The sequence below is a fragment of the Pseudomonas sp. ERMR1:02 genome, assembly GCF_002277815.1.
Classification (GTDB): domain Bacteria; phylum Pseudomonadota; class Gammaproteobacteria; order Pseudomonadales; family Pseudomonadaceae; genus Aquipseudomonas.
Genome location: NZ_NKJI01000017.1, coordinates 16,775 through 42,948, shown reverse-complemented (window position 1 = coordinate 42,948; position 26,174 = coordinate 16,775). Strand labels below are relative to the sequence as shown.

Genomic DNA, 26,174 nt, shown 5'->3' with positions numbered 1-26,174 from the left:
GTGAAGGAAGGCTCATGTTGAAGTTTCTCGCTCTGCTCACGCTGCTGGCATCCGCCGCTGTCCACGCTCAAACCCCGCTGCAAACCGATCTGCCGCTCAAATACCTGGAGCAGGCCAACCCCGATTCGCGTGATCAACCCCTGGTGGTTTTCCTCCACGGTTACGGCAGTAACGAGCAGGATCTGTTCGGTATCAAGGATGAGCTGCCCGCGCAATACAATTACCTGTCAGTCAGGGCGCCGATGGTGATGGAAGAGGGCAGTTACCAGTGGTTTCGCAAGAAGGGCGAAGGTGCCTACAACGGTGAGACCGATGATCTGACGTCCAGCGGCCAGTTGTTGCTGGATTTCATCGCGAAGGCAGCGCAGAAATATCACACCGAACCCGGAAAAGTGTTTCTGGTGGGGTTCAGCCAGGGTGCAATCATGTCCTACGAAGTCGCCTTGCGCCATCCCGAGGCAGTGGGTGGGATCGCCGCGTTGAGCGGGCGGATTCTGCCGGTGCTCAGGTCCGAACTGAAGCCGGATGAAAAACGCCAGTCGCTGGCGATTTTCATCGGACATGGCACGGCGGACAAACGTCTGCCGTACAGCGACGGCACCGAGGCCAACAGCCTGTTGCAGAGCGTCTCACTTGAGCCCGAGTTTCACGCCTATCAAGGTGTTGGCCATAACATCAGCGCCGAAGAGATGCAGGACTTGAGCGCCTGGTTGCAGCGCCTCAACCCCTGAGGCTTATTTGCCGCTGACGATTTGTTTGATCAGCGTCTCGTGCGCCGCCATGTCGCCCGGGCGGGAGATGACCTGAATGACGGTCATGTGGCTGCCGGACGCCGCCATCAGTGTGGTGTTGAGGGTCATGCCGCCACCCTGGGTGGCGGTGCTGTCGACCTGGCGTACGCCCAGTCCGGTACTTTTCAGGGTCAGGCTTTTTTCGCTGAGCTTGTTGTAATCCGGCAGGGCCTTGTGTTGTGCCGCGTCGAAATCAGCCACCGTGCCATCGAGAAACGCACCGTCGTTGTCCTTGACCGTGGTGCCTTCAGGCAGGCTGTTTTCTGCAGCGATGATCACGGTCTTGGTGGTCTGGTTGGCGTACATGGTGCCACTCGCGCCGGTGGGGCTGGTCGGCAGCGGGTTGGCGACGAAGCCTTTGGGCAGGGTGAAAGTGAACTTGCCGCCAAGCATCGAAACCTTCTGGGTCGATGCCGTCTCTTTGGCTGTGGCCTTGGCGGCGTGCGCATTCAAAGCCCCCAAAGTGGCAACCGCCGCCAGCAACAGGACAGCGGTTTTTTTACTCAACAGTGACATGGGTGAATCTCCAGGGATGGTCGCGCGGTGGGGGGCGATCATCCCATGGAGGTTGTCGGGCATTCCAGTGTGGGCTAACGGACGGTCGTTGATGCTTAGGTAGACGGGTATTCCTGCCGGGCATGTACAACACTCACAATCTCGATTTGATCCGTTACTTGGTAAATCATCCCCACTCAACCAGCAACGCGCTTGTTGCGCTTTGACTCAAGAAGGGCTCGCATTTCGGCCATGGCTTCGTCATGCGGAATACTCGGCCGCGGATCATCCAGCGAAGCCTGTACCTTGGCGCGGAACCAGCGATCATAGCTGGCAGCCTGCTCTTCGGTCTCAAACTCTGAAACGATGGGGGAAAGTTCGGCGCTCATAGTGACCTCCAGGACCAATGTGCAACAGTCAATTCGGAATGTGGCTCGCTGTCGTCGTTGGCTGGATGCAGTCGACCCGGACAAGCCACGGATCGAATCGTAAACACTCCGCTTGCGACGACCAACCTAAAAAAAAATCGTGGGAAAAATCCTCGATTTTTTATTTTCGTCAGCCTTTGTAGGACCTCAAAAAATACACAACGCTTGTGGCGAGGGAAGCCCCCTCGCGTTGGGCTACTCGTGCGAAACCATCGAAGGTGTTGCGGGGGCTTTGAGCGTCGGTTGTGAGGTGGCAATCACTGCACCGGCAATGATCAGCAACGCGGGGATCATCAGGATCGGGCTGGCTTGGCTGCGCCCGACGACAATCAACAGCAGGGTGGAAATCAGCGGTGCCAGGTAGGACAGCGCGCCCAGCGTGGCCAAATTGCCGTGTTTGGTGGCGTGGTCCCAGGCAAAAAACGCCAGCCCCGCCGGGCCCAACCCGAGCACGACAATCGCTGTCCATTGCCTCGCGTCGGGCCACACGCTGGTTTCAAAGGCCAGATGACAGACCAGTCCACCCACGGCAGACATCCCGCAAATGCCCCCGATAATGCTGCTCGGTACATCTTTGAACCGACGGTTGAACACCGAATAGCCGGCCCAGATCAAGGCACAGCCAAACGCCGCGAGGTATCCGGGGATCGGCATGGCGGCGGAGGTGTCCGAGCCGCGTTGCTGCATGATGAACGCCGTGCCGGCCAGACCCAGCAGGGCGCCGAATGCCTGGCGCTTGTGCAGCTTTTCTCCGGCGGCGAAGGCCGAGAGCAGCACCAGCAACAGCGGCCACAGGTAGTTGATCAGACTGGCTTCGGCCGCCGGCGCGGCCTTGAGCGCGAAAAAGTACAGCGCGTGGTAGACGAAGATTCCGACAAAACCCGTCGCCCAAACAGGCCAGGGCTGGCGCCAGCTACGAAAACCGCTGAGCCCGCGTCGGCCCAATATCACCAGGCTCGCGATAAACGCGACACCGAAACTCAGGGTCAGCACTTCAAACGGCGGCAGGCCTTCGGTGAGGGTGGTCAATAACGCCAGACAGGACCAGAGAAAGATGGCGATCACACCGACCGCGGTGGCGCAGTGGGCACTACGGACGCGAGACGTGGCCATGTCTGTTCCCTCAGTCGTTGAGCGGGCGACTTCCTTGCCCGATGACCAGATGCAGCTTAGCGCTTGATCGCGGTTCGTCCAGCGTCCGCCGCCACCGGGCCGACCGGCCGCGCCAGCAAACGTTTGGTCACGCCCAGCATTGCCACCGACACCACCACGCCGAGGGCAAACGCGTTCATCCCCATACTCGGCAATGCCAGCGCCAATACCAGGCAGAACGCCGAGAACGAGTACATGCCGGTGGCGGTTGCCCGCAACAGGGCAGCGGTAAACGCCGGGCCACGGGTTTGCTGGGAGAACACCGCCATTACGCTGCCCAGCACCGGGAACACCGCGAGCAGCCCGCTCCAGCGATCGCCGACGGTACTGGCGAGCAAGGTGACGGCCAGCGTGAGGAGGGCGCCGGCAATCATGCGCAGCAGCAGTTTGTCGGATTTGGGCGCCGGGCCTGAAACGATTGGTTGCACCGAGGGGAAAAGGTAGGGGGCGGCCAAAAGGGCCGTTGTGGCGGCGATCACCGAAAACAGTAACGAGGACGGAGTTAACGACAGTACCACGGCGACCATGGCCCAGACCGATAGCGAAATCGTCAACGCCAGCGGCCATCCCGTCCGTTGGGCGACCTGTGCGTAGGTCACGCAGAAAGCGATCATCGCGAACATTGCCGACAGCGCCGCCAGTGCCGATTGCGCGGCAAACAGTTCGCCCTGTTCGATGGCGAGGAAAAACAGGATCGGCCCAACCACCACCGGCAACCCCGACAACCAACCCGCCACACTTGGCCCCCAGCGCTTACCGGCCAGGGAAATCAGCAGCAGAAAACCTGGAATCACCAGCAGTTTGAGCATTAGCACGCTTACATTCCCAATCTTTGTCAGGTGGCAACGTTAGCATTGCATGGTATGGATTGCTCGATATGCGCACAAATATTGTATACAAAAACGATTTCCTGTAGGAACTGGCTTGCCATCGAAAGCAATTTCGTATTCAACGACGATGCTGAGTGAACCGCCGCCTTCGCTGGCAAGCCAGCTCCTACACAGGGTGTTGCGCGCGCAGCGGAGCGTCTAACCTGGGCGCCTCCCGCCCATTGATGGATCATCGCGTGAAATTCAGTTTGCCCAAAGTCGGTACCGCGCCGTTTTGTCCGCCGGAAGTGGCGGGCACCGTAGCCGTTGACCAGTTGCTGGTGCTGAGCCAGGTGGTATTGAGTTTGCAATTGCCGTTTGCGCTGTATCCGCTGATTCGCATGACCAACGATCACCAACTGATGGGGCCGTTTGTGAATCGCTTGCCGACGCAGGTGTTGGCTTGAGGGTTGTTTGGGGTGATCAGTGGGGCTAATAGCTGGTAGATCCTGCAGTTTTTGGGTTGACTGGGCGGGCCTCTTCGCGAGCAAGCCCGCTCCCACATTCGACTGCATTCTCATGGGGAACGCGGTTAAATGTGGGAGCGGGCTTGCTCGCGAAGAACGATTACGCGTTCTGTGTTTGAAACGCGTCCACCACAAAATCAATGAACACCCGGGTCTTGGCCGGCATCAGCGTCCGGCTCGGGTAGTAAAGCGAAATCGCCCCCGCATCCCCGTGCCAGTCCGGCAATATGCGCACCAGTTCGCCGCGCTGGATGTTCGCCAGCACATCGGGCAACACCAGCAACGTCACACCCAGACCAAGGATGGCCGCTTCGCGCATGGCCGCCGGGTCGTTGAGCACGATGTTTTCGTTCAGGCTGGCGCTTGCTTCATTGCCTGCGCCCTCTTGCATGACCCATTGGCGAATCCGCCCGGTGCGGCTGCCGCGCATCACGATGCCGTTGAGTCGGGTCAACTCTGTCGGGTGGGTGGGCAAGGTGCGTCCTGCCAGGTACGCGGGTGAGGCAACTGCCACGACGTGCGCCAATGCCAGTTTCCTTGAAATAACCCCCGGCGTGAGCTCGAAAACCCCGCCGATGGCTGCGTCATAGCCCTCGGCAATCAAGTCCACCTGGCGGTTTTCGAAGTGCCATTCGGGGCGGATTTGCGGGTAGCGCGCCAGAAAGGCTGGCAGCAATGGCAATACGTGGCTGATGCCAAATGTCGGGGGCAGGCTGACTTTGAGCACGCCCGCAGGCTCTCCCTTATCAGTGGTGACCGCGTTGATCGCCGCCTGCAACGCCTGCAGATTGCCGCTGATGCTCGCCAGAAAACCTTCGCCAGCTTCGGTCAGAGACAATTTGCGGGTAGAGCGCTGGAACAGGCGCACGCCGATGTTGCGTTCCAGTACTGCCACGTTGCGGCTGACGGCGGCCGGAGTCAGGGCGAGTAATCGTGCCGCGGCGGAAAAGCTCCCGGTTTCGGCGCTGCGTACGAAAGATTCGAGATTGGCGAGGGTTTCCATGGTCACTACCTGCAAGCAATGCTTGAAAATTATTCAAATCATTACCCGCTAATCAAAACCTAATGGCAAGCGCAGCATTCACTCCAACGACAACCACTCGGAGTGAAAACCCATGAGCACCATCGGAATCATCGGCGCCGGAGCAATCGGCGCAGCCTTTGCCAGAGCCTTGTCCCGTCAGGGCATTGAAGTGGTCATTGCCAATAGTCGCGGCCCTGAGAGCCTGGCGTCCCTGGTGGCGGAACTCGGTCCAACCGCACGTGCCGGCACCCGTGAAGACGCCGCGGCCCAGCCTGTCGTGCTGGTGGCGGTCAACTGGTCGAGGTTGCCGGTGGCATTGGCTGGCCTGCCGGACTTTGGCGGGCGGATTGTCATTGATGCCAACAATTCGATAGAAACACCCTCGTTCAAGGCTGTGGATTTACAAGGGCGTATGTCCAGTGAAGTGTTTGCTGAGTGGGTGCCGGGGGCGCGGGTGGTCAAGGCGTTCAATCACTTGGCGGCGCGTTTGCTTGAGAGCGATCCGGCAGCGGAGGGTGGTCGACGGGTGCTGTTTCTCTCTGGCGATGATGCTGATGCGAAGGCGCAAGTGGCAGCCTTGATCGAGCGAACAGGCTTCTTCGGGATCGACCTGGGGACGTTAAGTGTCGGTGCGCGATTGGCGCAGTTTCCGGGCGGACCGTTGCCGATTTTGAATCTGGTGAAATTCGGCTAAAACCCAATCCCCACCCTGTGTAGGAGCGAGCATGCTCGCGATGGAGGCTCGGACAACGCGGGCAGTCTGACTCCCCGCGTTATCGTTGTCGTCCATCGCGAGCGTGCTCGCTCCTACAGGCGATCAAAAAAAGAACCCGGTGTCACCAAAGATGCACCGGGTGTTTTTCCAGACTGCGCGGATCTTCGTGGGTCCCCGCGCAGTCTGTTGAACGCTCTACGCCCGTTCGATCGCCAATGCCACGCCCTGACCACCACCAATGCACAGGGTGGCGAGGCCTTTTTTGGCGTCGCGCTTGATCATTTCATGCAGCAAGGTCACCAGCACGCGGCAGCCCGAGGCACCGATCGGGTGACCGAGGGCGATGGCGCCGCCGTTGACGTTGACCTTGTTCAAGTCCCATTCCAGGTCCTTGGCCACGGCCAGCGATTGCGCGGCGAACGCTTCGTTGGCTTCGATCAGGTCCAACTGGTCGATGGTCCAACCGGCCTTGTCCAGGCAGCGGCGAGTGGCCGATACCGGGCCGATGCCCATAATCGCAGGGTCCACGCCGGCGTTGGCGTAAGCGGCGATTTTCGCCAGTACCGGCAGGCCCAGAGCCTTGGCTTTTTCCGCGCTCATCAGGATCACGGCGGCGGCGCCGTCGTTCAGCGACGAAGCGTTACCGGCGGTCACCGAACCGTCCTTTTTAAAGGCAGCTTTGAGCTTGCCCAGGGATTCGGCGGTGGTGCCGGCCCGTGGCTGTTCGTCGGTGGCGAAGGACAACGGATCGCCCTTGCGCTGCGGGATCAGGATCGGCGTGATCTCATTGGCAAAACGCCCGGCTTCGATGGCTGCGGTGGCTTTCTGCTGCGAGGCGGCGGCGAACGCATCCTGCTGCTCACGGCTCAGGCTGTACTTCTCGGCCAGGTTTTCGGCAGTGATGCCCATGTGGTAATCGTTGAACGCATCCCACAGGCCGTCGCTGATCATGGTGTCGACGATTTGCGCGTGACCCATGCGCAGACCGGTGCGGGCACCTGGCATGACGTAGTTGGCCAGGCTCATGTTTTCCTGACCACCGGCGATGATCACCTCGGCATCGCCGCAGCGGATGGCCTGAGTGGCGAGGTGCAGGGCCTTGAGGCCGGAGCCGCAGACCTTGTTCAGGGTCATGGCCGGCACGGCGAAAGGCAGGCCGGCCTTGATCGACGCCTGGCGCGCAGGGTTTTGCCCGGCGCCGGCGGTCAACACCTGGCCCATGATCACTTCATCGACTTGCGCGGGATCCAGGCCGGTTTGCGCCAGCAACTGACGGATCACCGCCGCGCCCAGGTCCACCGCGGACACATTGGCCAGGGCACCCTGGAAACTGCCGATCGCGGTGCGCGTGGCGGCAACAATGACGACTTCTTGCATGGAATGATTCCTCACTGGGCAGCGAACTGCATTTCCGGCACGTGGTCCGGCACGATCAGTTTACCGGCGGTTTTGGCGACGATCTCTTCGACGCTGACGCCCGGTGCACGTTCTTTGAGAATGAATGCGCCGTTTTCGATTTCCAGGTACGCCAGGTCAGTCAGCACACGCTTGATGCAGCCGGCGCCCGTCAGCGGCAGGCTGCATTGGGACAACAGCTTGGACTCACCATCCTTGGACGCGTGGGTCATGATGACGATGATGTTGTCTGCGCCGGCCACCAGGTCCATGGCGCCGCCCATGCCCTTGACCAGTTTGCCGGGGATCATCCACGAGGCGATGTTGCCTTGCACGTCCACTTCGAAGGCGCCGAGCACGGTCAGGTCGACATGACCACCGCGGATCATCGCGAAGGACTCGGCCGAGGAAAAGATCGACGCGCCGATACGTGCGGTCACCGTTTGTTTGCCGGCGTTGATCATGTCGGCATCGATGGTTTCTTCAGTAGGAAAGGGGCCCATGCCCAGCAGGCCGTTTTCCGACTGCAGCATGACTTCCATGCCTTCAGGGATGTAGTTGGCGACCAGGGTCGGAATGCCGATGCCCAGGTTCACGTAGAAGCCGTCCTGCATTTCGCGGGCGACGCGTTGAGCCATTTGTTCGCGGGAAAGTGCCATTGTTGTTATTCCTTCATTCGGTCCGGGGGCAGGGGATCACTTACGCACGGTGCGCTGTTCGATGCGCTTCTCGAACGTGCCGCAAATGACCCGGTCGACGTAGATGCCAGGGGTGTGGATCTGCGCCGGGTCCAGCTCGCCGGGCTCGACGATTTCCTCGACTTCGACCACGGTGATCTTGCCGGCGGTGGCGGCCAGCGGGTTGAAGTTCTGGGCGGTGTGGCGGTAGATGACGTTACCGAAATGGTCGGCTTTCCAGCCTTTGACGATGGCGAAGTCACCGGTGATGGATTCTTCCATCAGGTACTTGCGGCCATGGAATTCGCGCACTTCCTTGCCTTCGGCAACTGGAGTGCCAACGCCGGTGGCGGTGAAAAACGCCGGGATGCCGGCGCCGCCAGCGCGCATTTTTTCGGCGAGGGTGCCTTGAGGGGTCAGGGTGACTTCGATTTCGCCTTTTAGCAGTTGCTCTTCGAACAGCTTGTTTTCGCCGACGTAGGAGGCCACCACTTTGCTGATCTGGCGGTCTGTCAGCAGCACACCGAGGCCGAAACCGTCGACGCCGCAGTTATTGGAGACCACGGTGAGGTCGCGTGTGCCCTTGCGCTTGATCTCGGCGATCAGGTTCTCCGGGATGCCGCACAGGCCGAAGCCGCCAGCGATCACGGTCATGCCGTCTTCAAGACCTGCCAAAGCTTCCTCGTAGGAACTCACGCGCTTGTCGAAACCTGCCATATGCACCTCTTTATTCTTTGTGGGCGGCTGGCTAGCCGTATGGATGGAGTGTCGCGCCGGAGTATTTATTTGTTAAGTTGATTTTTAAGGTTGATTGATAGATAAAACTCAATAAATCGCTGCTTTTCATCTTGCAGCTTAAGGCTTGCAGCTTACAACTGGAGCAAAGCGACCATGACCATCAAGCAGATCCGAGCCTTCCTGGCCGTGGCCCAGAGCCTGAGTTTCGCCGTGGCCTGCGAGCGCCTGCACCTGTCCCAATCGGCGTTGAGCCTGACCATCAAGGCGCTGGAAGAGGGCCTGGGTGGTCGGCTGTTTACCCGTAACACGCGCAACGTGGCGCTGACCGCCGAGGGCGAATCCCTGGTGCCATTGGCGCGGCGCCTGATCGCCGACTGGGACAATGCCGAGGATGAAATGCGCCAGCGTTTCACCCTGCAGCGCGGCCGCGTGACCCTGGCGGCCATGCCGTCGTTTGCCGGCAACCTGCTGCCCCCGATCCTTAAGACCTTCCGCGCCCGGTATCCGAAAGTCAACGTCACGGTCAACGATGTAATCAACGAACAAGTGCTGGAAATGGTTCGTGACCGCCAGGTGGAACTGGGGGTGGCGTTCGAGCCGACCATGAGTTCGTCGTTGCAATTCACGCCGTTGTACATCGACCGGTTCGTAGCGGTCGTGCCCCATGACTCGGCGCTGGCCGACCTGCAAGAAATCGACTGGCAGACCTTACTCAAGGAACCGTTCATCACTTTGCAACGGCCGTCGACGCTGCGGGTGATGCTCGAAGAACATTTGCAGGCCCGGGGCATGAAGCTGCCTGTGGAGTTTGAAAGTCATCAATTGGCGACGGTCGGGCGGATGGTCGCCAGCGGGCTGGGAGTGAGCGCCGTGCCGGCCTTGTGTGCCGGGCAGATGCGGGAGCTGGGGGCACGCTGCATCACCTTGCACGACCCGGTGGTGGAGCGGGCCATTGGCGTGCTGACATTGCCGGGGGAGAGTTGTCGGCGGCGGCGCAGGCGTTGTTTGATGTGCTGAAAGAGGAAAACCTTGATGAGCGATTTTCCGTGAATTGATCATTGCCCCTGTAGGAGCAAGGCTTGCCCGCGAAGGCGTCGTGTCAGTCAGCATCAATTCTGAATGTGCCGGCCTCTTCGCGGGCAAGCCTCGCTCCTACAGGGGTTGGGTTTCGTCAGTCACGAGGCGTTGTGCCAACAACGGCAACAGCTGTTCGCACGACGCTTCTATCTTCAAATCCAGAATCTCATCCGCCCGGGTCTTGCCCAGATTGATCGCCAGCAACGGCTTACCCTGATCCACCACCGCCCGGCACAAGCGAAATGCCGAATACGCCATCAGCGACGAGCCGACCACTAGCAACCCCGCAGCCTTTTCCACTGCGGCCATCGCTTTGGCCGCGGTTTCCTGGGCGACGTTCTCGCCAAAAAACACCACGTCCGGTTTCATGCGCTCGCCAGTACAGTGCGGGCAATGCGGGACCTGAAAGCGCGCTTCGAAGGCTGCGTCCAGCAGGGTATCGCCGTCCGGGGCCTGCACAGCGTCCACGCCTGCCAGATAAGGGTTTTGCGCTTCCATCAGATGCTGGATCGAATCCCGTTCGCTGCGCTTGCCGCAGTCCAGGCACAGCACCCGGTGCAGGCTGCCGTGGAGTTCGATCACGTCATGGCTGCCCGCCTGGTCGTGCAAGGTGTCAACGTTTTGCGTGATCAAGCCGCTGATCCGTCGCGAGCTCTGCAAGCGGGCCAGGGTATCGTGGGCAACATTCGGCAGCGCCTGGCGCACTCGCGGCCAGCCGAGCATCGCCCGGGCCCAATACCGCCGCCGGGACTCGGGCGCTGAGAGAAACTCCTGATACATCATCGGCTGCCGGCCACGCCGCACACCCTGATTGTCGCGATAATCCGGAATGCCCGACGGGGTGCTGATACCGGCACCGGTCAGGACCATAAACGGCTCATCAGCCATGAGCTGCTGGAGGCGGTCGAGCTGTTCATGGATCAGGCTGTCGAGCATGTTCAACACTGCGGGTCACCCTGAATCCACGCTGTAGGAGCGAGCATGCTCGCGATGGACGTCAACGATAACACTGGCCGTCTGACGCCCCGCGGTGTTTTGTCTTCCATCGCGAGCATGCTCGCTCCTACAGTGGTGAGTGTTACTTACGTGCTTCCAGAATCAGGTTGAACGGCGTCTCCATGGCCCGACGGAAACTCGAGAACCCCGCCTCGGTAAACACTTTGCGCAACCGCGCCTCGCCCGCCTGGGCGCCGAGCCCCAGGCCGACTTCCTGGGACAGCGAGTTGGGTGTGCAAATGAACGTAGACGCCGCGTAGAACAGTCGACCCACCGGCGTGATGTTGTCGTCGAGGGAGTCATTGGCAAACGGTTCCACCAGCAACACCGTGCCGTCCGGTTTTAGCGACTCATAGGCATGTTTGGCCGCACCTACCGGGTCGCCCATGTCGTGCAGGCAGTCGAAGTAGCAAACCAGGTCATAGTCGTTGCCGGGGTAGTTTTTCGCCGTGCCCTGGAAGAACCGGGCCTGGCCGGACACGCCACCTTCTTCGGCGCGCTGGGTGGCGACAGTGATGGAGGGTGCGTGGTAGTCGAAGCCGACAAAGCGCGAATCCGGAAACGCCTGAGCCATGATCACCGTGGAGGCGCCATGGCCGCAGCCGATGTCCGCCACTTTGGCCCCAGCCTCAAGTTTGGCCACCACGCCGTCGAGGGCCGGCAGCCATTCGGCGACCAGGTGCGCCTTGTATCCGGGCCGGAAGAACCGTTCCGTACCGCTGAACATGCACGGATGGTGATCGCCCCAAGGCAGGGCACCGTCGCCGCGCATGGCTTTGACCAGTTTGTCCTTGTCATGGAAAAACGACGCGACCACCCCGATACCACCGGCTATGTAGACCGGTGAGTCTTCGATGGCCAAGGCCAGCGCTTGCTCTTCGGGCAGGCGGAACTGGCCGCCTAAGTGTTCCATGTAGCCGGAGGCGGCGTGGGCGCTGAGCCATTCGCGCACCAGGCGAGGATTGCAGCCGGTCTTGTCGGCGAGTGTTTCAGGGCTGATCAGCCGGCTGTCGGCCATTGCCCGATACAGGCCGAGTTCTTCGCCGAGGATGACGTTGGCGAGCATCGCCGCGCCGCCCATGTCATTCACCAGTTTGCCCATGAAATCATTGAGTCTGGCCTCGTCCATCACGTGTGCTCCTTCAAGAGGATCACGGTCCAGAGGCATTGTTTATCGAGGCGTTCGCTTCTGGGCGGTGGTCGTGGGAATGAACAGGACGATAAGCATGTCCTGGGTGAAGTAAGTTTAGTTCGGGGGTTGTAAGCGGGTACCCGAGGCGACGAAAGTCCGTTGTCGACCACATTCCCATGAATTACCGCTGAGCCCCTGTAGGAGCGAGGCTTGCCCGCGAAGGCGGAGTATCAGTCGGCAAGGATGTTGTCTGACACTGCGCCTTCGCGGGCAAGCCTCGCTCCTACAGGGGGGGCGTGCGTGCGCAGTGGCTTCGCATGTATCGCAATGTATCTAACCAGGCTCTCGATACAGTGCCCTCCAATAGCGGCGCTCCGCCAAACACAGACCCGATACATCACTGCGATTAACTGTGTTTTTGTTCCGACAACCCTTGAGATCGACACCATGCAGACCCCCATCACAGCAGCCAAGGCCAGCGCCGGGCTCGGCTTGCGTCGCGGTTTAATGAAGGACCTCCAGGCCGCCCCGGCCGGCCATTTCGATTTTCTGGAAGTCGCGCCGGAGAACTGGATCGGCATCGGCGGCGCCCATGGCGCGGCGCTGCGGGCCCTGGCTGAGCGCTATCCGTTGTCCTGCCATGGCTTGTCCCTCTCGCTTGGCGGGCCATCGCCGCTGGACGTCGGGTTTGTGCAAGAGGTGCGGGTCTTCCTCGATCACTACAACGTGCCGCTGTACAGCGAGCACCTGAGTTACTGCAGCGATGACGGTCACCTGTACGACCTGTTGCCGCTGCCCTTTACCGAAGAGGCGGTGCATCACGTCGCCGCGCGCATCCGACAGGCCCAGGACATTCTCGGTCGGCGCCTGGCAGTGGAAAACGTCTCCTACTACGCCGCGCCGCAGCAGGACATGGACGAGGTGACCTTCACCAACGCCGTGCTGCGCGAAGCCGATTGCGACCTGTTGCTGGACGTCAACAATGTGTACGTCAACTCGATCAACCACGGCTTCGATCCGCGTACCTTCCTCGCTGGCATCGATGCGAACCGTGTGGTGGCCATGCACATCGCCGGGCACTTCGATGAGTCCGACACCTTGAAAATCGACACCCATGGCGCATCGGTCAAACCGGCGGTGTGGTCATTGCTGGCCGAGGCCTATGCCCGGTTCGGCGCGCAACCGACCTTGCTGGAACGGGACTTCAACTTTCCGGCGTTTTGCGACCTGGTCGCCGAATTGCAGACCATTCGCCGGTTGCAAACTGAGGAGGTGAACCGTGGCTAAGCGCTCGCTGTTTGATCAGCAAAACAGCATGGGTTTGTACCTGCGCGATCCCGACCGCTGCGCGCCACCGCCGGAAATGGACCCGGCCCGCGCACAGGTTTATCGCGACCTGGTGTTCGCCAACCTGTCGTCGCTGATCAGCGGCACCTTTCCAGTGCTGGTGAAGATTCTTGGCGACAAACAGTGGCGCGCGCTGGTGCGGATCTTCCTGCGTGACTATCGGGCCCACACCCCGAAATTCGGTGAAATCGCCGGGGAGTTCGTCGAGTTTCTCGCCTGCGAACCACCGGCGCTGGCCGACGGCCCGTGGCCGCCGTTCATGGTCGAACTGGCGCACTACGAATGGGTGGAAATGGCCCTGCAACAATCCGAGGCCGAGCCGTTGTTACCCGGCGATGCAGACTTGTTGCTGGATCGCCCGTTGCAGGTCTCGCCGCTGGCCTGGCCGCTGGCGTATGCCTGGCCGGTGCAGCGGGTGGGGCCGGATTACCAGCCCGATGTAGCGCCGGCCGAACCAACGTTGCTGCTGGTGCGCCGTGCAGACGACTGGAGTGTGAAGTTTTCCGCGTTGACCCCGTTGGCGTGGCGCTTGTTGCAGCGCATTGACGAGTTTCCCGAGTTGAGCGGGCGTGCGCAGTTGCAAGGGTTGGCGGTGGAGGCGGGGAAGAGCGGGTCGCAGGAGTTCTTTGATAACGGGTTGGCGTTGTTGCGGCAGATGCATGGGGAGGGAGTAGTTGGTGTTTTTGTCTGATCGTTCCCACGCTCTGCGTGGGAATGCCTCAACGGACGCTCCGCGTTCGGCTCTGGATGGGACGCAGAGCGTCCCGGGCTGCGTTCCCACGCGGAGCGTGGGAACGATGATTAACCGTAGATCACGCCGAGAAAAAATACCGCGTCATGTGAAAAAAGATCGGCGCCTGGATTCTGTAGGAGCGAGCCTGCTCGCGATGGTCGTGAACGATAACGCGTAAAGCCAGATGTTCTGCGGTGCCCTTGGGTTTTTCGCGAGCATGCTCGCTCCTACAGTGGGGCGAGTGAGCGTCGTGACGGTGATGCCTTTACGTTTTCAGCTTGAGCTCGGCGCACAACCCGCCGCCCTCACGATTGCTCAAGGTCAACGATCCCCCGATCGCCAACGCCAGTTGCTGCGCAATCGCCAGGCCCAGACCGGTGCCGCCGGTGCTGCGGTTACGTGAATTCTCCACGCGGTAGAACGGCTCCATGACATGGGCCAATTCCGCTTCGGCAATACCCGGACCACGGTCCATGACCTTCACCGACAAGCCGCCATCAGCCTCTTTCTCTACCAGCAACTCCGCTGCGCCGGCGAATTTCAGGGCGTTGTCCGTCAGGTTCACCAGCACCCGCCGCAAGGCGTGGGGGCGGGTGTCGATCACGCTGGTGCTTTTACCACTCAGCTGAACGTTCTTGCCCATGTCCTGATAGTCGAACACCAGGCTGTCGAGGAACGAATCCAAATCGGTACGGCGGCTTTCTTCGGTGGCGCCATGCACGCTGCGGGCATAGGCCACGCCTTCGCGCACCAGGTGTTCCATCTCGCTCAGGTCGTTCCACAGTTTGTCTTTTTCCACGCAGTCGTCCATGAACTCGGCGCGCAGTTTCATCCGGGTGATCGGCGTTTGCAGGTCGTGGGAGATTGCCGCCAGCAATTGCATGCGTTCTTTCAGGTAGGCCGCGATGCGCGCCTGCATGGCGTTGAAGGCCGTGGCCGCGTGAGCCACTTCGGTCGGGCCTTTCTCGTCCAGCAGTATCGGGTGGGTGTTGGGGTCGAGGGTGTCCACGGCCTTGGAGAGACGGGTGAGGGGACGGATGGCGATCCGCACGGCCAGCCAGGTACAGGCGATCATCAGCGCCAGTTGCCCGAGCAATACCATGGGCAGCCAGGGCGACAGCGGCACCATCGAAGGCCGCACATCGATGGTCAGCGGGCTGCCATCCGACAGTTTCAGGTGCACCTGAAAGTGTTTTCTCGGCCCCGGAATGTCGCTGAAGGTCATCGGGTAATCCTTGCCGATGGCGTCCTTGATCGAAGCCATCGCGATGGGCGCATCGGGCATGTCCTCGCCCATGGGCGTACCGGGTGTGCCCTCGTCAAGCAGATACCGGTAATTGCGTCGTTCCAGTTGTTGGAGCCAACTGGCCCGCTCTTCGACGGGCAGGCGGTCAAGGATAGCGATGGAGGTCGAGACGTCGGTTTCGAGGTTGCCGAGCATGGTGTTTTTCGCGCTTTCATATCGCTCGTAATACTGCGCACCGAAGGACAGCGCCTGGGCGAGGATCAGGCCGATCAGGAAAATCAGCGACAGCCGCGAAGCCAGGGTGCGAGGCCAACGCATCGAGAGGTTCATACTGGCGCACCCACGATTTCCACCGGGAGGGAAAACACATAGCCCTCGCTGCGCACCGTCTTGATGTAGGCCGGTTCGCGGGCATCGTCCAGCAGACGCTGGCGCAGGCGACTCACCAGCAGATCGATGGAGCGATCGAAAAGGTCGGCGTCGCGGCCCTGGGTCAGGTTGAGCAACTGGTCGCGGTTGAGCACCCGCTGCGGGTGATCGAGGAATACCCGCAGCAGTCGGTATTCGGCGCCACTGAGAGCGACCAGGGTGCCGTCGTCATCGAGCAGGTGCCGGGCGGAAGTGTCCAGGCGCCAGCGTCCGAAGGCCAGCAGGCGACTGGATTCGGTGACTACCAGGTTGGGTGGCAGCATCCGCGTGCGGCGCAATACGGCGTTGATCCGGGCTAGCAGTTCCCGGGCGGCGAATGGCTTGACCAGGTAATCGTCGGCGCCCATTTCCAGGCCGATGATGCGGTCGGTTTCATCGTTGCGGGCGGTGAGCATCAGCACCGGAGTGGCCTTGTGTTTGCCGGCGCGCAGCTCGCGGCAGAGCATCAGGCCGTCGTCGCCCGGCATCATGATGTCCAGCACGATCAGGTCCACCGGGGTCGATTCGAGGAACGTGCGCATCTGCCGACCATCCGCCACGACCGTGGTGCGCAAGCCGTTTTTCTTCAAATAGTTGCCCACCAGTTCCCGGATCTCGCGGTCATCGTCAACGATGAGAATGTGATCGACGTGTTCCATGGGGACTTGCCTCTGTCAGTGGGGGATGTCGCACAGTCTATCGAGCCTTTGTCCGCTCGCCCGCAGGGCTTTGTATTGCAGTGTATCTGGCTTGTCTAGGGATACACACAGACAAAAAAACGCACGTTTTCCCCTGGTTTGTATCGCTCTGTATCTCGGCCCGGCTTTGATACTTACCGATTTACACGCGCCTTTTCCCGACACATGCCCGATACCTCGCGAGCTTTAAATAGGTTCCATCGAGGCAAACCCAAACCGCCTTGGCCCAACTCACGAATTACCTGTTTAAACCTCGAGGAATCCGCCATGAACACCAAAGCCATCTACGCCGCTTGCCTGTTTGCCGCTCTGAACATCTGCACCCTGTCGGCCCGGGCCGAAGCCGATGTCAGCCCTAAAACCTACAGCTACGGCACGCAACTGGACATCAAGAAAGTGGTGTCGCTGAAAGAGGATGCTTCGCCTTCCTGCGGGGTGGTGGATGCGCAGCTGACCTACTTGGATTCGCACAACAAAACCCAGGTACTGGACTACCGCAAATTTGCTGACAACTGCAGCAATGACAACTGAGTCCTGCGACCAACCACTGCTCATCCCTTTTGAAGCGAGAAACAAAACCATGATCAACGTCAGCCGATTCTTGACCGCCATTGCCTTCTCCGTCGCCGGTGCCGCGGCCCACGCCAATACCGCTGTAGAACAGAGCGCTTGCGGTAGCAGCACCTGCTTTCAACTGACGCCGGTGGCGAAGGAGGGCGCCGATGCCTTGCTCGCCGAAAACGGCTCCAGCCGTACGACCCAGGGCAAGTGGCTGGATGAACAAACCGCCTAAAGCCCAAACACCACCGATCCCTTGTAGGAGCGAGCTTGCTCGCGATGGTGTGTCAGTCGATGAAGATTTCGAATGTACGACCATCGCGAGCAGGCTCGCTCCTACAGGGGGTTGCGGTGCAACGTCCCGCTCATTCTCAAAGGTGATCCCATGTTCCTCATCGCTTTCCTGGGCGGCATATTGACCGTCCTCAGCCCCTGCATCCTGCCGGTCGTGCCGTTCCTGTTCGCCGGTGCCGACCGCAAGCGCTCATCGATCCTGCTGACCCTCGGCGGCATGGCCCTGACGTTTGCCCTGATTTCCAGCCTGGCCGTGGTCAGCAGCGAATGGGTGATACAAGCCAGCAACGCCGGCCGTCACGTAGCCCTGATCGTGATGGTGCTGTTTGCCCTGTCGCTGATCTCCGCCCGAGTCGGCGACTGGTTGGCACGTCCTTTCGTCCTGCTGGGCAATCGCCTCGACCCGAACAGCCGCAAAGTCTCCGGCCCGCTGGGGTCGTTGATGATCGGCGTCGCCACCGGTCTGCTCTGGGCACCCTGCGCAGGGCCGATCCTCGGGTGATCCTCACCAGTGCCATGCTGCAAGGCGCGAACGCCAACACCAGTCTGTTGCTGCTGGCCTACGGACTGGGCAGCGCGTTGTCCCTTGGCACCCTCATCTTCGCCGGTCGCGGTCTGGTCAATCGCTTGAAACCATCGATTCCGGTCACGGGCTGGCTGCGTCGTGGCGCCGGTGTCGCGGTGCTGGCCGGTGCGGCGGTGATCTCCACTGGTGCCGATAACGTGCTGCTGGCCAACACCTCTTCGCAAGGTGTCAGCAGCGTCGAAAAAGGCGTGCTGGAAACCGTACCGAAAGTCGTCGACTACTTCGTCAGCAAGGTCAAGGCCGAGTCCATGGACAACGCCCAGGGTGCCATGCCATCGCTGTCCGGCGCCGTGCAATGGATCAACTCGCCGGCACTGACCAACGAATCGCTCAAAGGCAAAGTGGTGCTGGTGGATTTCTGGACCTTCGACTGCATCAACTGCAAACACACCCTGCCTTACGTCAAGGACTGGGCAAAGAAATACGAGAAGGATGGACTGGTGGTAATCGGCGTGCACACGCCTGAGTACGGGTTCGAACGCATCATCGACAACGTCAAGGACAAGGTGAAGGAATACGGCATCACCTACCCGGTAGCGATCGACAACAACTACGCGATCTGGCGCAACTTCGACAACCAGTACTGGCCTGCGCACTACATAATCGACGCCAAGGGCCAGGTGCGTTACACACACTTTGGTGAAGGGAGTTATGACACGCAAGAGAAGGTGATTCAGCAGTTGCTAGACGAGGCCAAGGCTCAAGCCAAGACCGCTTCTCCAGCTGCGTAAACCCGCAAAAGGCAGCTGGCGAAACCTGTAGGAGCGAGCTCGCTCGCGATGGACGTCAACGATAACGCGTACTGCCAGAACGAACGCGTTGCCCAGACATTTTCGCGAGCAAGCTTGCTCCTACAGGGAACGCAGGGCTAATCAATGAACCGCAGCAGCATGAGTACGCCGCCACGCCGCTGGCGGGGTTCCATATTCACGCCGAAAGGCCCGACTGAACGCCGTGTCGGTCTGATAACCCACCTCTTCGGCAATCCGCATCAGGGAACTGTTGCTGCTGCGTAACAGATTGGCCGCCAGCAACATGCGCCATTGCGTCAGGTATTGCATCGGCGAAACCCCACCAATTGCTGAAAGCGTTCGGCCAATACCGATCTTGACGTGCCGGCAGTACGCGCCAGTTCATCCAGGGTCCAGCCGTGGCAGGGTTTTTTATGCAAGGCGTTGAGGGCGGCGCCGACGATTCGGTCGCTCACGCCCGCCAGCCAACCGGTGCGACCCTTGCCGTGTTCGTGCATGTACAGGCGCAGCACTTCAATAAACAACACCTCGGCCAGTTTCGCCAGCACGCCTTCGCCGCCGGGCCTTGGCGAGCGGGCTTCGGCAAGGGCGTAACGCACGGAAGATTCCAGCCAGACTCCAGCATTCGAGCCGCGTACATTGACCTTCACCACCGCTGGCAATCCGGTCAGCAACATGCCCGCCAGCCGCGTATCACACGCCAGATAGCCGCACACCAGACGCGTGACCGCACCGCCGCCGCCATAGCTCAATTGCCGAGGCCGCCGCGCCAGGACCTTATCCAGCCGCGTCCCACTGGCCGGGGTCAATCCGGGACGGGAGCTCATGCGATGGGCATCGCCGTGGGGGAAAACCACGACATCGCCGGCGGTCAACAGCAGGGGTGGATCATCCCCCAGTTCGACGTAACACTCGCCCTCGGTGATCAGGTGAAAGATCACCACCCGTTCGGCGTTCGGCTCCAGAAACGGTGCTGCGGTGTCGGCACTCGGCGACTGGTAGCACCAGGGCGCGGTGAACCTGGCGTTGATGAAAATGGCGCCGACCAGGCGGACGACACGAAGGGTCTGTGACAGGGCGTCCATTGTCTTTTCCCGTGTAAGGGGCTGTGGGTGAAGAGCCTGATTGTGAACGCGTCCTCGCGTAGCGTGGAATCTCCGGACGATCGGACAGTCTTGGCCGACGATCGGGCAGGACGCCGGCGTGCGCCAGAGCGATAGTTCGTCTACAGGGCCACTGCCGACCCTGTCATCAATAAAAAGTATGAGAGGTTGCCATGCCGAAGTTCGTTATTGAACGCGAAATACCAGGTGCTGGAACACTGTCAGAAAGGGATTTGAAAGCAGCGGCGCAAAAATCCTGCAGGACATTGCGCGAGTTGCCAGAGGTGCAGTGGCTGCAAAGTTATGTCACCGGTGACAAGCTTTACTGCGTATACATTGCACCGAGCGAAGAGCTGATTCAGGAGCACGCCAGGCAGAGCGGTTTCCCGGCCAACCGCGTTTCCCAAGTCACGTCCATCATCGATCCGACCACGGCAGAATAAGCCGGGCTGCGTTCCAACCCGCAACGGAGTGGAATTCATGAGTACACCTATTGATCTTGTTGCCTTGAAAAACCGTCAAATGGTCGCTTGGGCTAGTGGCGACTACGCCGTGATCGGCACCACCTTGCAGATTGTCGGTGAGAATCTGGCCGAAGCTTGCGACCTGTTGTGTGATGAACAAGTGCTGGATGTCGCTGCCGGCAACGGCAACGCCACGTTGGCTGCGGCGCGCCGTGGCTGCCTTGTCACCTCCACCGACTATGTAGCCGCACTGCTCGAACGCGGCGAAGACCGGGCGAGGGCTGAACGCCTCAACGTCACCTTTCAAGTGGCGGATGCCGAAGCGCTGCCCTTTGACGATGCCAGTTTCGATGCCGTACTTTCGACCTTCGGCGTGATGTTTACGCCGGACCAGCCCAAGGCTGCCGCGGAACTGGCGCGGGTCTGTCGGCCGGGAGGCCGGATCGGCCTGGCCAACTGGACCCCGGAAGGCTTTGTCGGCCAGATGTTCAAGACCCTTGGCAAGCACATGCCACCACCGCCAGGCGCACAACCGCCATCGCAGTGGGGCACCGAAGCCTGGTTGCACTCGCAATTCAACGAGCGCAACTTCCTGGTGCAGGTGACGCGCAAGACCTTCACGTTCCGCTATCGCAACGCCGGGCATTTCATCGATACGTTCCGCAGCTGGTACGGCCCGCTGCACAAGGCGTTCGCGGCGCTGCCGGCGGACGGCGCCAAGGCTCTGGAAAATGACCTGACCGAGCTGCTGAACCGCTCGAACAGGGCGGGGGACAGGTCGCTGGTGGTGCCTAGTGAGTATCTGGAGGTGGTTATCACAAGGCGTTGATCGGGGGCGCAGGACCCTGTAGGAGCCGGCTTGCTGGCGATGGCGGTGTATCAGGCGCTGGATAGCTGACTGGACAGCCGTCTTCGCCAGCAAGCCGGCTCCTACAGGGATTCGTGGCGTTTGGGGATTTAAATCACCTCCGCACCCCGAGCCTCCAGCAACTCGCGCAACACAGACCGATGACAATGCGCTTCATCCTCGCAATAACAACCCACGGCCAGGGAAGTGTGATGGGAGAGGGCGGCCAGCAGATCCAGCATCTGGCTGGCAGCCGGGTGTTTCATTTCGGCTTTGAACTTGCGCACGAAGGTGGCCCAGGCCTTGGCATCGTCCGCCGCCAGTGCTTCGCCAACCAGCTCCGCGCTGGGTGACAGCTGCGGCTGCCACACGTCAAAGAAATCGCGCTTGGCAAACTCGGCTTTCGGTACGCCCCGGGGCGGGCGGCGCACGGTGCCCAGGCGCAGGCCTTCACCGGGGCTTCGAGGCGAGCCGAGTCGCACGATATGGATAGGCATGGCGTTACTTGAGCCGCGATTCGTCGAACCACTCCAGCGCGGTACGCCAGAAGCAGATCCCCAGAAAATAGGCCGACATCAGCAGCCAGAGCCCCATCACCATCGGGTTGATCACCGGGTGGTTGATCACCAGCGACAGGCTGCACAGCAGCCAGATGGCCGTCACGGCGATATTGATCGGCATGAAGCGGCGCACACGGAACGGATGCAGGAATTTCATCCGGGTCAGCGTCAGCAGTGCCAGGCCGATCACCGTCAGGAAGGTGATCCACGGCGACGGCGCAATGATGTACAGGCACAGGGCAACCACGTTCCACGCGGCGGGGAAGCCCTGGAAGTAGTTGTCCTTGCTTTTCATATTGACGTTGCAGAAGCAGAACAGCGACGACACCAGAATCAGCGACACCGTCAGCAACAGCGTGTAGTCCGGCAGCGGAATGTAGCGATAGATGAACAGCGCGGGAATGAACACATACGTCAGGTAGTCGATGACCAGATCCAGGATCGAGCCGTCGAAACTCGGCAGCACCGACTGCACATTGACCTTGCGCGCCAGCGCGCCGTCCAGGCCGTCGACGATCAGGGCCACGCCCAGCCAGAGCAGGCAATTGGTCGGCTGGTTATCGAGCAGGGCAAGGGTCGCAAGGAAGGCGGTGACCACGCCGGTGGCGGTAAAACCATGGGCTCCCCACGCTTTGAGCCTGGCGATGTGTAGAGTCGATATCACGGGGGCGTTCTCCAGAAAGTGAAGCAAGCCAGTCATCGCCTTCAGCATCGAAGGCGGCGGCAAACCGGGTCGGATTGCAGGTATCGACCGGGTATCCGGGAATAAGGTTCACCGCCTATGAATCTTAGCTGGGCCGTAAAAAAAGGCCTTGGATTAATCTGCGAAGGCAGGTGCGGGGCTATGTTCCGGGGCTATATTACGAGCTATGTTTCGGGGCATGTCGGCCAAACGGTGGTAGCACATTTGCCGGCGAGGACTATCGTTGTCTGACTGGATCAACTCCAACGAAGAGGATGTCGTCATGAACACCAGCGATCTGCTCGAACGATTACTGCGGGGCGGCGGCCAGGGCTCGATGCCGCAACAGGGCGGCGGTGGGGCGTCGACTCAAGGTGGGCTCGGAGATCTGGGCGGATTGCTCGGCGGTCTGCTGGGTGGTGGCGGGGGCGGTGGTTCCAGCGCTGGTGCCGGTGGACTGGGCGGATTGCTCGGTGGTTTGCTGGGCGGTGGCTCGCCGATGGGCGGTTCACCACAATCGCGCTCCGGGGGTGGCACCAACTATGCCGCGCTCGCTTCGCTGGGGATGATGGCGTTCCAGGCGTATCAGGCCTGGCAACGCAGTCAGACTACGCAGCAGCAACAGGCCCCACAACAGGCGATGCGCACGGTGGATCTGTTGGCCGGTCCGCAAGTCGAGGAGCACAGCCATGCGATCCTGCGTGCATTAATAGCAGCGGCGAAGGCCGATGGCCGGATCGACCCGGCCGAGAAGCAGATGATCAGCACCGAAATCGGCCGCCATACCGACGATCCACAATTGCAGCAATGGCTGGACGATGAAGTCGCCAAACCGCTGGACCCTGCCGAGGTGGCGCAATTGGCCACCGACCCCGGCATGGCTGCCGAGATGTACCTGGCCAGCGTGATGGTTGTTGATGATCAGCAGGATGCCGAGCGTAATTATCTGGATGAGCTGGCTGCGGCGCTGAACATCGATCCGGATTTACAGGTACACCTGGAACAACAAGCGAGGGGTGGTGCTGTTTGATGATCGTTCCTACGCTCTGCGTGGGAATGCAGCCCGTGACGCTCTGCGTCACAAATGTCGTGCACGGCTCAGGTTACGGGGCAGGAACGCGGAGCGTCCCGTGAGGCATTCCCACGCAGAGCGTGGGAATGATCAGTCAGCGAGGGCAGCCGTACCACGGGGCCGTCTGTCCGGGCAATTTCAATGCCAATGGAATTTTTATCCGTGCGGCTCGCTCTGCTGAGGAAGAGACGCGTTGATTGCGCGTCCTGCAGCGACCAGCAGGGTGAGCCATGAACAAGGACCTCGATGACTACAACCGCATGCGTGATTTTTCGGCGACGTCCGAGCCTGCCGCCGTCAAACCCAAGGGCAGAAAAAACGCCACGGATCACGCCTTGCAGTTCTGCATACAGAAGCACGACGCTTCACACCTGCATTACGACTTCCGCCTGGAGCTCGACGGCGCGCTCAAGAGCTGGGCGGTGCCCAAAGGTCCGTCGCTGGACCCCAAGGTCAAGCGCCTGGCGGTGCATGTCGAAGACCATCCGATTGACTATGCCACTTTCGAAGGCAGCATCCCCGAAGGTCACTACGGCGCGGGCGATGTGATTGTCTGGGACCGGGGCGTGTGGATTCCCCAGGAAGATGCGGCCAAGGCCTACGCCAAGGGCCGTCTCAAGTTCGAGTTGCAAGGCGAGAAGCTCGGCGGCCTGTGGAACCTGGTGCGCACGCACATGCCGGGCAAGCAGGAACAGTGGTTTCTGATCAAGCATCAGGACGGCGCCGCCCGGCCTGAAGTCGATTACGACGTGGTCGCCGCCGAGCCGAACAGTGTGCTCAGCGACCGAACCATTGTCGCCAAGGCGCCCAAGGCTGCAAAAGCCGCCAAACCTAAAGCCATAAAAAAACCGGCCGCTGCGGCGCCTAAGGAAGCGCGCAAGGAAAAGCCCGCGCAACTCACCGGTGCGCACAAAGCCAAATTGCCGGATCAGCTCAAGCCGGAACTGGCGACACTGGTGGAAAAGGCCCCGGACGGCCAATGGAGTTATGAGGTCAAGTTCGACGGCTATCGGATCATGGCGCGTATCGACCACGACGAAGTAAGACTCTTCACCCGCAACGGCCATGACTGGACCCACAAACTGCCCGGCCAGGCAAAGGCGTTGGCGGGGCTGGGCCTGGAGTCCGCCTGGCTCGATGGCGAAATGGTAGTGGCGGACGAGCAGGGCATCCCGGACTTCCAGGCGCTGCAAAATGCCTTCGATGCCAATCGTAGCGGCAATATTCTGTACTACCTGTTTGACCTGCCGTACCTCAATGGCGTGGATCTGCGCGAGGTGCCAGTCGAGGAGCGCCGGGCTGCGTTGGCGACGGTGCTAAAAGCCAGTGAAGACCCGCTGCTGCGTTTTTCCGACAGCTTCGGTGAAGAACCGCAAGCCTTGCTCAACAGCGCATGCCAGATGCGCATGGAAGGGCTGATCGGCAAGCGCCTGGGCTCGCCTTATGTATCGCGGCGCAGCAGCGACTGGATCAAGCTAAAGTGCAAGCATCGGCAGGAGTTCATCATCGTCGGTTTCACCGATCCCAAAGGCTCACGCAGTGCATTCGGTGCATTGCTGCTGGGGTTGCATGATCACGACAGCGGCGAGTTGCGCTACGCCGGCAAGGTCGGCACCGGATTTACCGAAGCCACCTTGGGCAGCATTCATGAGCAACTCAAACCCTTGCAGACGAAAAAGCCGACGGTGGTCAATCCACCCAGTGGCGTGGAATCAAAGGGCGTGCATTGGCTGAAACCGCGCCTGCTGGCGGAAGTGGCCTTTGCTGAAATAACCAAGGAAGGTTCGGTGCGCCATGCGGTGTTCCATGGCCTGCGTGACGACAAACCTGCCAAAGACATCACCGAGGAGCGTCCGAGCGCCGTGAAAACTGCCCCTGCGAAGCCTACCCCTACGAAACCTACCCCTGAGAAAAAAGCGGCCGCCGCCAAGCCATCCGCGGCGCAAAAGAAAGCCGAACCTGCGCCATCACAACTCGGTCTGGCCGAAGGTAAGGTACGCATTACCCATCCGGACCGGGTGATCGATGTCACGAGCGGCACCACCAAAGTGCAATTGGCGGAGTATTACGCCAGCGTCGCCGAGTGGATTTTGCCGCAGCTCAAGGATCGCCCGGTGGCGCTGGTGCGTGCGCCGGACGGGATTGCCGGCGAATTGTTTTTCCAGAAAAACGCCGAGCGCCTGGCCATTCCCGGCATTACCACCCTGGACAAGGAACTCACGGGCCAACCGGTGATGATCATCAACAACGCCGAAGCGCTGGTCGGCGCGGTGCAGATGAGCACCGTGGAGCTGCACACCTGGAACGCCACCTCGGACAACCTCGACAAGCCCGACCGTTTCGTCCTCGACCTCGATCCTGACCCGGCATTACCGTGGAAACGCATGATCGAGGCGACCCAATTAACCCTGTCGGTGCTCGATGAGCTGGGACTCAAGGCGTTTCTCAAGACCAGCGGCGGCAAGGGCATTCACCTGGTGGTGCCGCTGACCCGCAAACTCGGTTGGGATGAGGTCAAGGATTTCAGCCACGGGATTGTCAGCCACATGGCGAAGATGCTGCCGGAGCGTTTTTCCGCGGTCTCGGGGCCGAAGAACCGGGTGGGGCGGATCTTCATTGATTACCTGCGCAACGGGCTTGGCGCCACCACCATCTGCGCCTACGCCGTGCGCACCCGCGAAGGGCTGCCGGTGTCGGTGCCGATTTTTCGTGAAGAGGTCGCTGAGCTCAAGGGCGGCAACCAGTGGAATGTGCACAACGTGCACGAACGCCTGGCCGAAGTGGGCGACGAGCCCTGGGCCGACATGAAGAAAACCCGGCAGACGATCACCGCCGAGATGCGGCGGCGAGTCGGCATGAAAAAATAAT

The 26,174-nt window shown here is 60.7% G+C and carries 24 protein-coding genes and 4 pseudogenes; 13 read left to right on the top strand and 15 right to left on the bottom strand.

Annotation, left to right across the window (positions count from 1 at the left end; genetic code table 11):
• Positions 1–14 precede the first annotated feature (14 nt).
• Complete coding sequence (locus tag CES87_RS24440; RefSeq protein ID WP_128608118.1) at positions 15–731, top strand: alpha/beta hydrolase; 717 nt, start codon at positions 15–17, stop codon at positions 729–731.
• 3 nt (positions 732–734) lie between these two features.
• Here the strand turns inward: CES87_RS24440 and CES87_RS24435 are convergent, their stop codons facing one another.
• The 4 genes from CES87_RS24435 to CES87_RS24420 form a co-directional block, all read right to left on the bottom strand.
• On the bottom strand, positions 735–1,307 hold the full coding sequence (locus CES87_RS24435) for a hypothetical protein (protein WP_128608117.1): 573 nt from the start codon (positions 1,305–1,307) through the stop codon (positions 735–737).
• A gap of 176 nt (positions 1,308–1,483) precedes the next feature.
• Positions 1,484–1,675 (bottom strand): antitoxin, encoded by a 192-nt coding sequence (locus CES87_RS24430; protein ID WP_128608116.1) that lies wholly within the window; start codon positions 1,673–1,675, stop codon positions 1,484–1,486.
• A gap of 234 nt (positions 1,676–1,909) precedes the next feature.
• Positions 1,910–2,827, bottom strand: a complete 918-nt coding sequence (locus CES87_RS24425) for a DMT family transporter (protein WP_128608115.1) — start codon at positions 2,825–2,827, stop codon at positions 1,910–1,912.
• A gap of 56 nt (positions 2,828–2,883) precedes the next feature.
• A complete protein-coding gene (locus tag CES87_RS24420) occupies positions 2,884–3,681 on the bottom strand; it encodes a hypothetical protein (RefSeq protein WP_128608114.1) in 798 nt (265 codons plus the stop codon).
• Positions 3,682–4,004: 323 nt separating this feature from the next.
• Here CES87_RS24420 and CES87_RS24415 point away from each other — a divergent pair.
• A pseudogene (locus tag CES87_RS24415) lies at positions 4,005–4,142 on the top strand (divalent metal cation transporter); the annotation flags it as partial.
• Positions 4,143–4,302: 160 nt separating this feature from the next.
• On the opposite strand, the gene CES87_RS24410 reads toward CES87_RS24415, so the two are convergent.
• On the bottom strand, positions 4,303–5,205 hold the full coding sequence (locus tag CES87_RS24410; RefSeq protein ID WP_128608113.1) for a LysR family transcriptional regulator: 903 nt from the start codon (positions 5,203–5,205) through the stop codon (positions 4,303–4,305).
• A 112-nt stretch (positions 5,206–5,317) separates the two neighbouring features.
• Between CES87_RS24410 and CES87_RS24405 the strand changes: the two genes are divergently transcribed.
• Complete coding sequence (locus tag CES87_RS24405; RefSeq protein ID WP_128608112.1) at positions 5,318–5,920, top strand: NADPH-dependent F420 reductase; 603 nt, start codon at positions 5,318–5,320, stop codon at positions 5,918–5,920.
• 216 nt (positions 5,921–6,136) lie between these two features.
• Here CES87_RS24405 and CES87_RS24400 read toward each other — a convergent pair whose 3' ends face one another.
• The 3 genes from CES87_RS24400 to CES87_RS24390 are packed head-to-tail and all read right to left on the bottom strand — an operon-like array spanning position 6,137 to position 8,730.
• Complete coding sequence (locus CES87_RS24400; RefSeq protein ID WP_128608111.1) at positions 6,137–7,318, bottom strand: acetyl-CoA C-acetyltransferase; 1,182 nt, start codon at positions 7,316–7,318, stop codon at positions 6,137–6,139.
• 11 nt (positions 7,319–7,329) lie between these two features.
• Positions 7,330–7,995 carry a CoA transferase subunit B gene (locus CES87_RS24395; protein WP_057399619.1) on the bottom strand — a complete coding sequence of 222 codons (666 nt, stop codon included), beginning with the start codon at positions 7,993–7,995 and terminating at the stop codon, positions 7,330–7,332.
• A gap of 36 nt (positions 7,996–8,031) precedes the next feature.
• Positions 8,032–8,730: a CoA transferase subunit A gene (locus CES87_RS24390; RefSeq protein ID WP_128608110.1), complete on the bottom strand. Its 699-nt coding sequence runs from the start codon at positions 8,728–8,730 to the stop codon at positions 8,032–8,034.
• A gap of 174 nt (positions 8,731–8,904) precedes the next feature.
• Here CES87_RS24390 and CES87_RS24385 point away from each other — a divergent pair.
• A pseudogene (locus tag CES87_RS24385) lies at positions 8,905–9,806 on the top strand (LysR family transcriptional regulator).
• 97 nt (positions 9,807–9,903) lie between these two features.
• On the opposite strand, the gene CES87_RS24380 reads toward CES87_RS24385, so the two are convergent.
• Together CES87_RS24380 and CES87_RS24375 are read right to left on the bottom strand one after the other, a co-directional pair.
• The gene (locus tag CES87_RS24380; protein WP_128608172.1) at positions 9,904–10,764 is read right to left on the bottom strand and encodes an NAD-dependent protein deacetylase; all 861 of its coding nucleotides are present in this window, start codon (positions 10,762–10,764) and stop codon (positions 9,904–9,906) included.
• A 142-nt stretch (positions 10,765–10,906) separates the two neighbouring features.
• Entirely contained in the window at positions 10,907–11,953 is a 1,047-nt protein-coding gene (locus tag CES87_RS24375; protein ID WP_128608109.1) for a class I SAM-dependent methyltransferase, read from the bottom strand.
• Between the two features lie 450 nt (positions 11,954–12,403).
• On the opposite strand from CES87_RS24375, the gene CES87_RS24370 reads away from it, so the two are divergent.
• Positions 12,404–13,243: a DUF692 domain-containing protein gene (locus CES87_RS24370; RefSeq protein WP_128608108.1), complete on the top strand. Its 840-nt coding sequence runs from the start codon at positions 12,404–12,406 to the stop codon at positions 13,241–13,243.
• A complete protein-coding gene (locus CES87_RS24365) occupies positions 13,236–13,994 on the top strand; it encodes a DUF2063 domain-containing protein (RefSeq protein WP_128608107.1) in 759 nt (252 codons plus the stop codon). Before CES87_RS24370 ends, CES87_RS24365 begins: the two co-directional genes overlap by 8 nt.
• A 307-nt stretch (positions 13,995–14,301) precedes the next feature.
• Here the strand turns inward: CES87_RS24365 and CES87_RS24360 are convergent, their stop codons facing one another.
• Positions 14,302–15,612, bottom strand: coding sequence for an ATP-binding protein (locus CES87_RS24360; protein ID WP_128608106.1), 1,311 nt, complete (start codon positions 15,610–15,612; stop codon positions 14,302–14,304).
• On the bottom strand, positions 15,609–16,349 hold the full coding sequence (locus tag CES87_RS24355; protein WP_128608105.1) for a response regulator: 741 nt from the start codon (positions 16,347–16,349) through the stop codon (positions 15,609–15,611). Before CES87_RS24355 ends, CES87_RS24360 begins: the two co-directional genes overlap by 4 nt.
• 306 nt (positions 16,350–16,655) lie before the next feature.
• Here CES87_RS24355 and CES87_RS24350 point away from each other — a divergent pair, with 306 nt between their 5' ends.
• The 3 genes and pseudogenes from CES87_RS24350 to CES87_RS24340 all read left to right on the top strand — a co-directional run bounded on the left by CES87_RS24350 (position 16,656) and on the right by CES87_RS24340 (position 18,557).
• On the top strand, positions 16,656–16,919 hold the full coding sequence (locus tag CES87_RS24350; RefSeq protein ID WP_128608104.1) for a DUF2790 domain-containing protein: 264 nt from the start codon (positions 16,656–16,658) through the stop codon (positions 16,917–16,919).
• Positions 16,920–16,968: 49 nt separating this feature from the next.
• On the top strand, positions 16,969–17,181 hold the full coding sequence (locus tag CES87_RS24345) for a hypothetical protein (protein WP_128608103.1): 213 nt from the start codon (positions 16,969–16,971) through the stop codon (positions 17,179–17,181).
• Between the two features lie 150 nt (positions 17,182–17,331).
• Positions 17,332–18,557: pseudogene (locus CES87_RS24340) on the top strand (cytochrome c biogenesis protein DipZ).
• A gap of 141 nt (positions 18,558–18,698) precedes the next feature.
• Here CES87_RS24340 and CES87_RS24335 read toward each other — a convergent pair.
• Positions 18,699–19,663, bottom strand: a pseudogene (locus CES87_RS24335) (AraC family transcriptional regulator).
• Positions 19,664–19,854: 191 nt separating this feature from the next.
• Here CES87_RS24335 and CES87_RS24330 point away from each other — a divergent pair.
• Entirely contained in the window at positions 19,855–20,124 is a 270-nt protein-coding gene (locus tag CES87_RS24330) for a DUF4242 domain-containing protein (protein WP_128608102.1), read from the top strand.
• Between the two features lie 37 nt (positions 20,125–20,161).
• A complete protein-coding gene (locus CES87_RS24325) occupies positions 20,162–20,974 on the top strand; it encodes a class I SAM-dependent methyltransferase (RefSeq protein ID WP_128608101.1) in 813 nt (270 codons plus the stop codon).
• A 128-nt stretch (positions 20,975–21,102) separates the two neighbouring features.
• Here CES87_RS24325 and CES87_RS24320 read toward each other — a convergent pair whose 3' ends face one another.
• Both CES87_RS24320 and pcsA read right to left on the bottom strand, forming a co-directional pair.
• The gene (locus CES87_RS24320; RefSeq protein ID WP_128608100.1) at positions 21,103–21,489 is read right to left on the bottom strand and encodes a DUF488 domain-containing protein; all 387 of its coding nucleotides are present in this window, start codon (positions 21,487–21,489) and stop codon (positions 21,103–21,105) included.
• Positions 21,490–21,493: 4 nt separating this feature from the next.
• Positions 21,494–22,216 carry a phosphatidylcholine synthase gene (gene pcsA, locus CES87_RS24315; protein ID WP_008063006.1) on the bottom strand — a complete coding sequence of 241 codons (723 nt, stop codon included), beginning with the start codon at positions 22,214–22,216 and terminating at the stop codon, positions 21,494–21,496.
• A gap of 301 nt (positions 22,217–22,517) precedes the next feature.
• Here pcsA and CES87_RS24310 point away from each other — a divergent pair, with 301 nt between their 5' ends.
• Positions 22,518–23,264 (top strand): tellurite resistance TerB family protein, encoded by a 747-nt coding sequence (locus CES87_RS24310; protein WP_128608171.1) that lies wholly within the window; start codon positions 22,518–22,520, stop codon positions 23,262–23,264.
• A gap of 272 nt (positions 23,265–23,536) precedes the next feature.
• Positions 23,537–26,173: a DNA ligase D gene (gene ligD, locus CES87_RS24305; protein WP_128608099.1), complete on the top strand. Its 2,637-nt coding sequence runs from the start codon at positions 23,537–23,539 to the stop codon at positions 26,171–26,173.
• The last annotated feature ends 1 nt before the right edge of the window (position 26,174 follow it).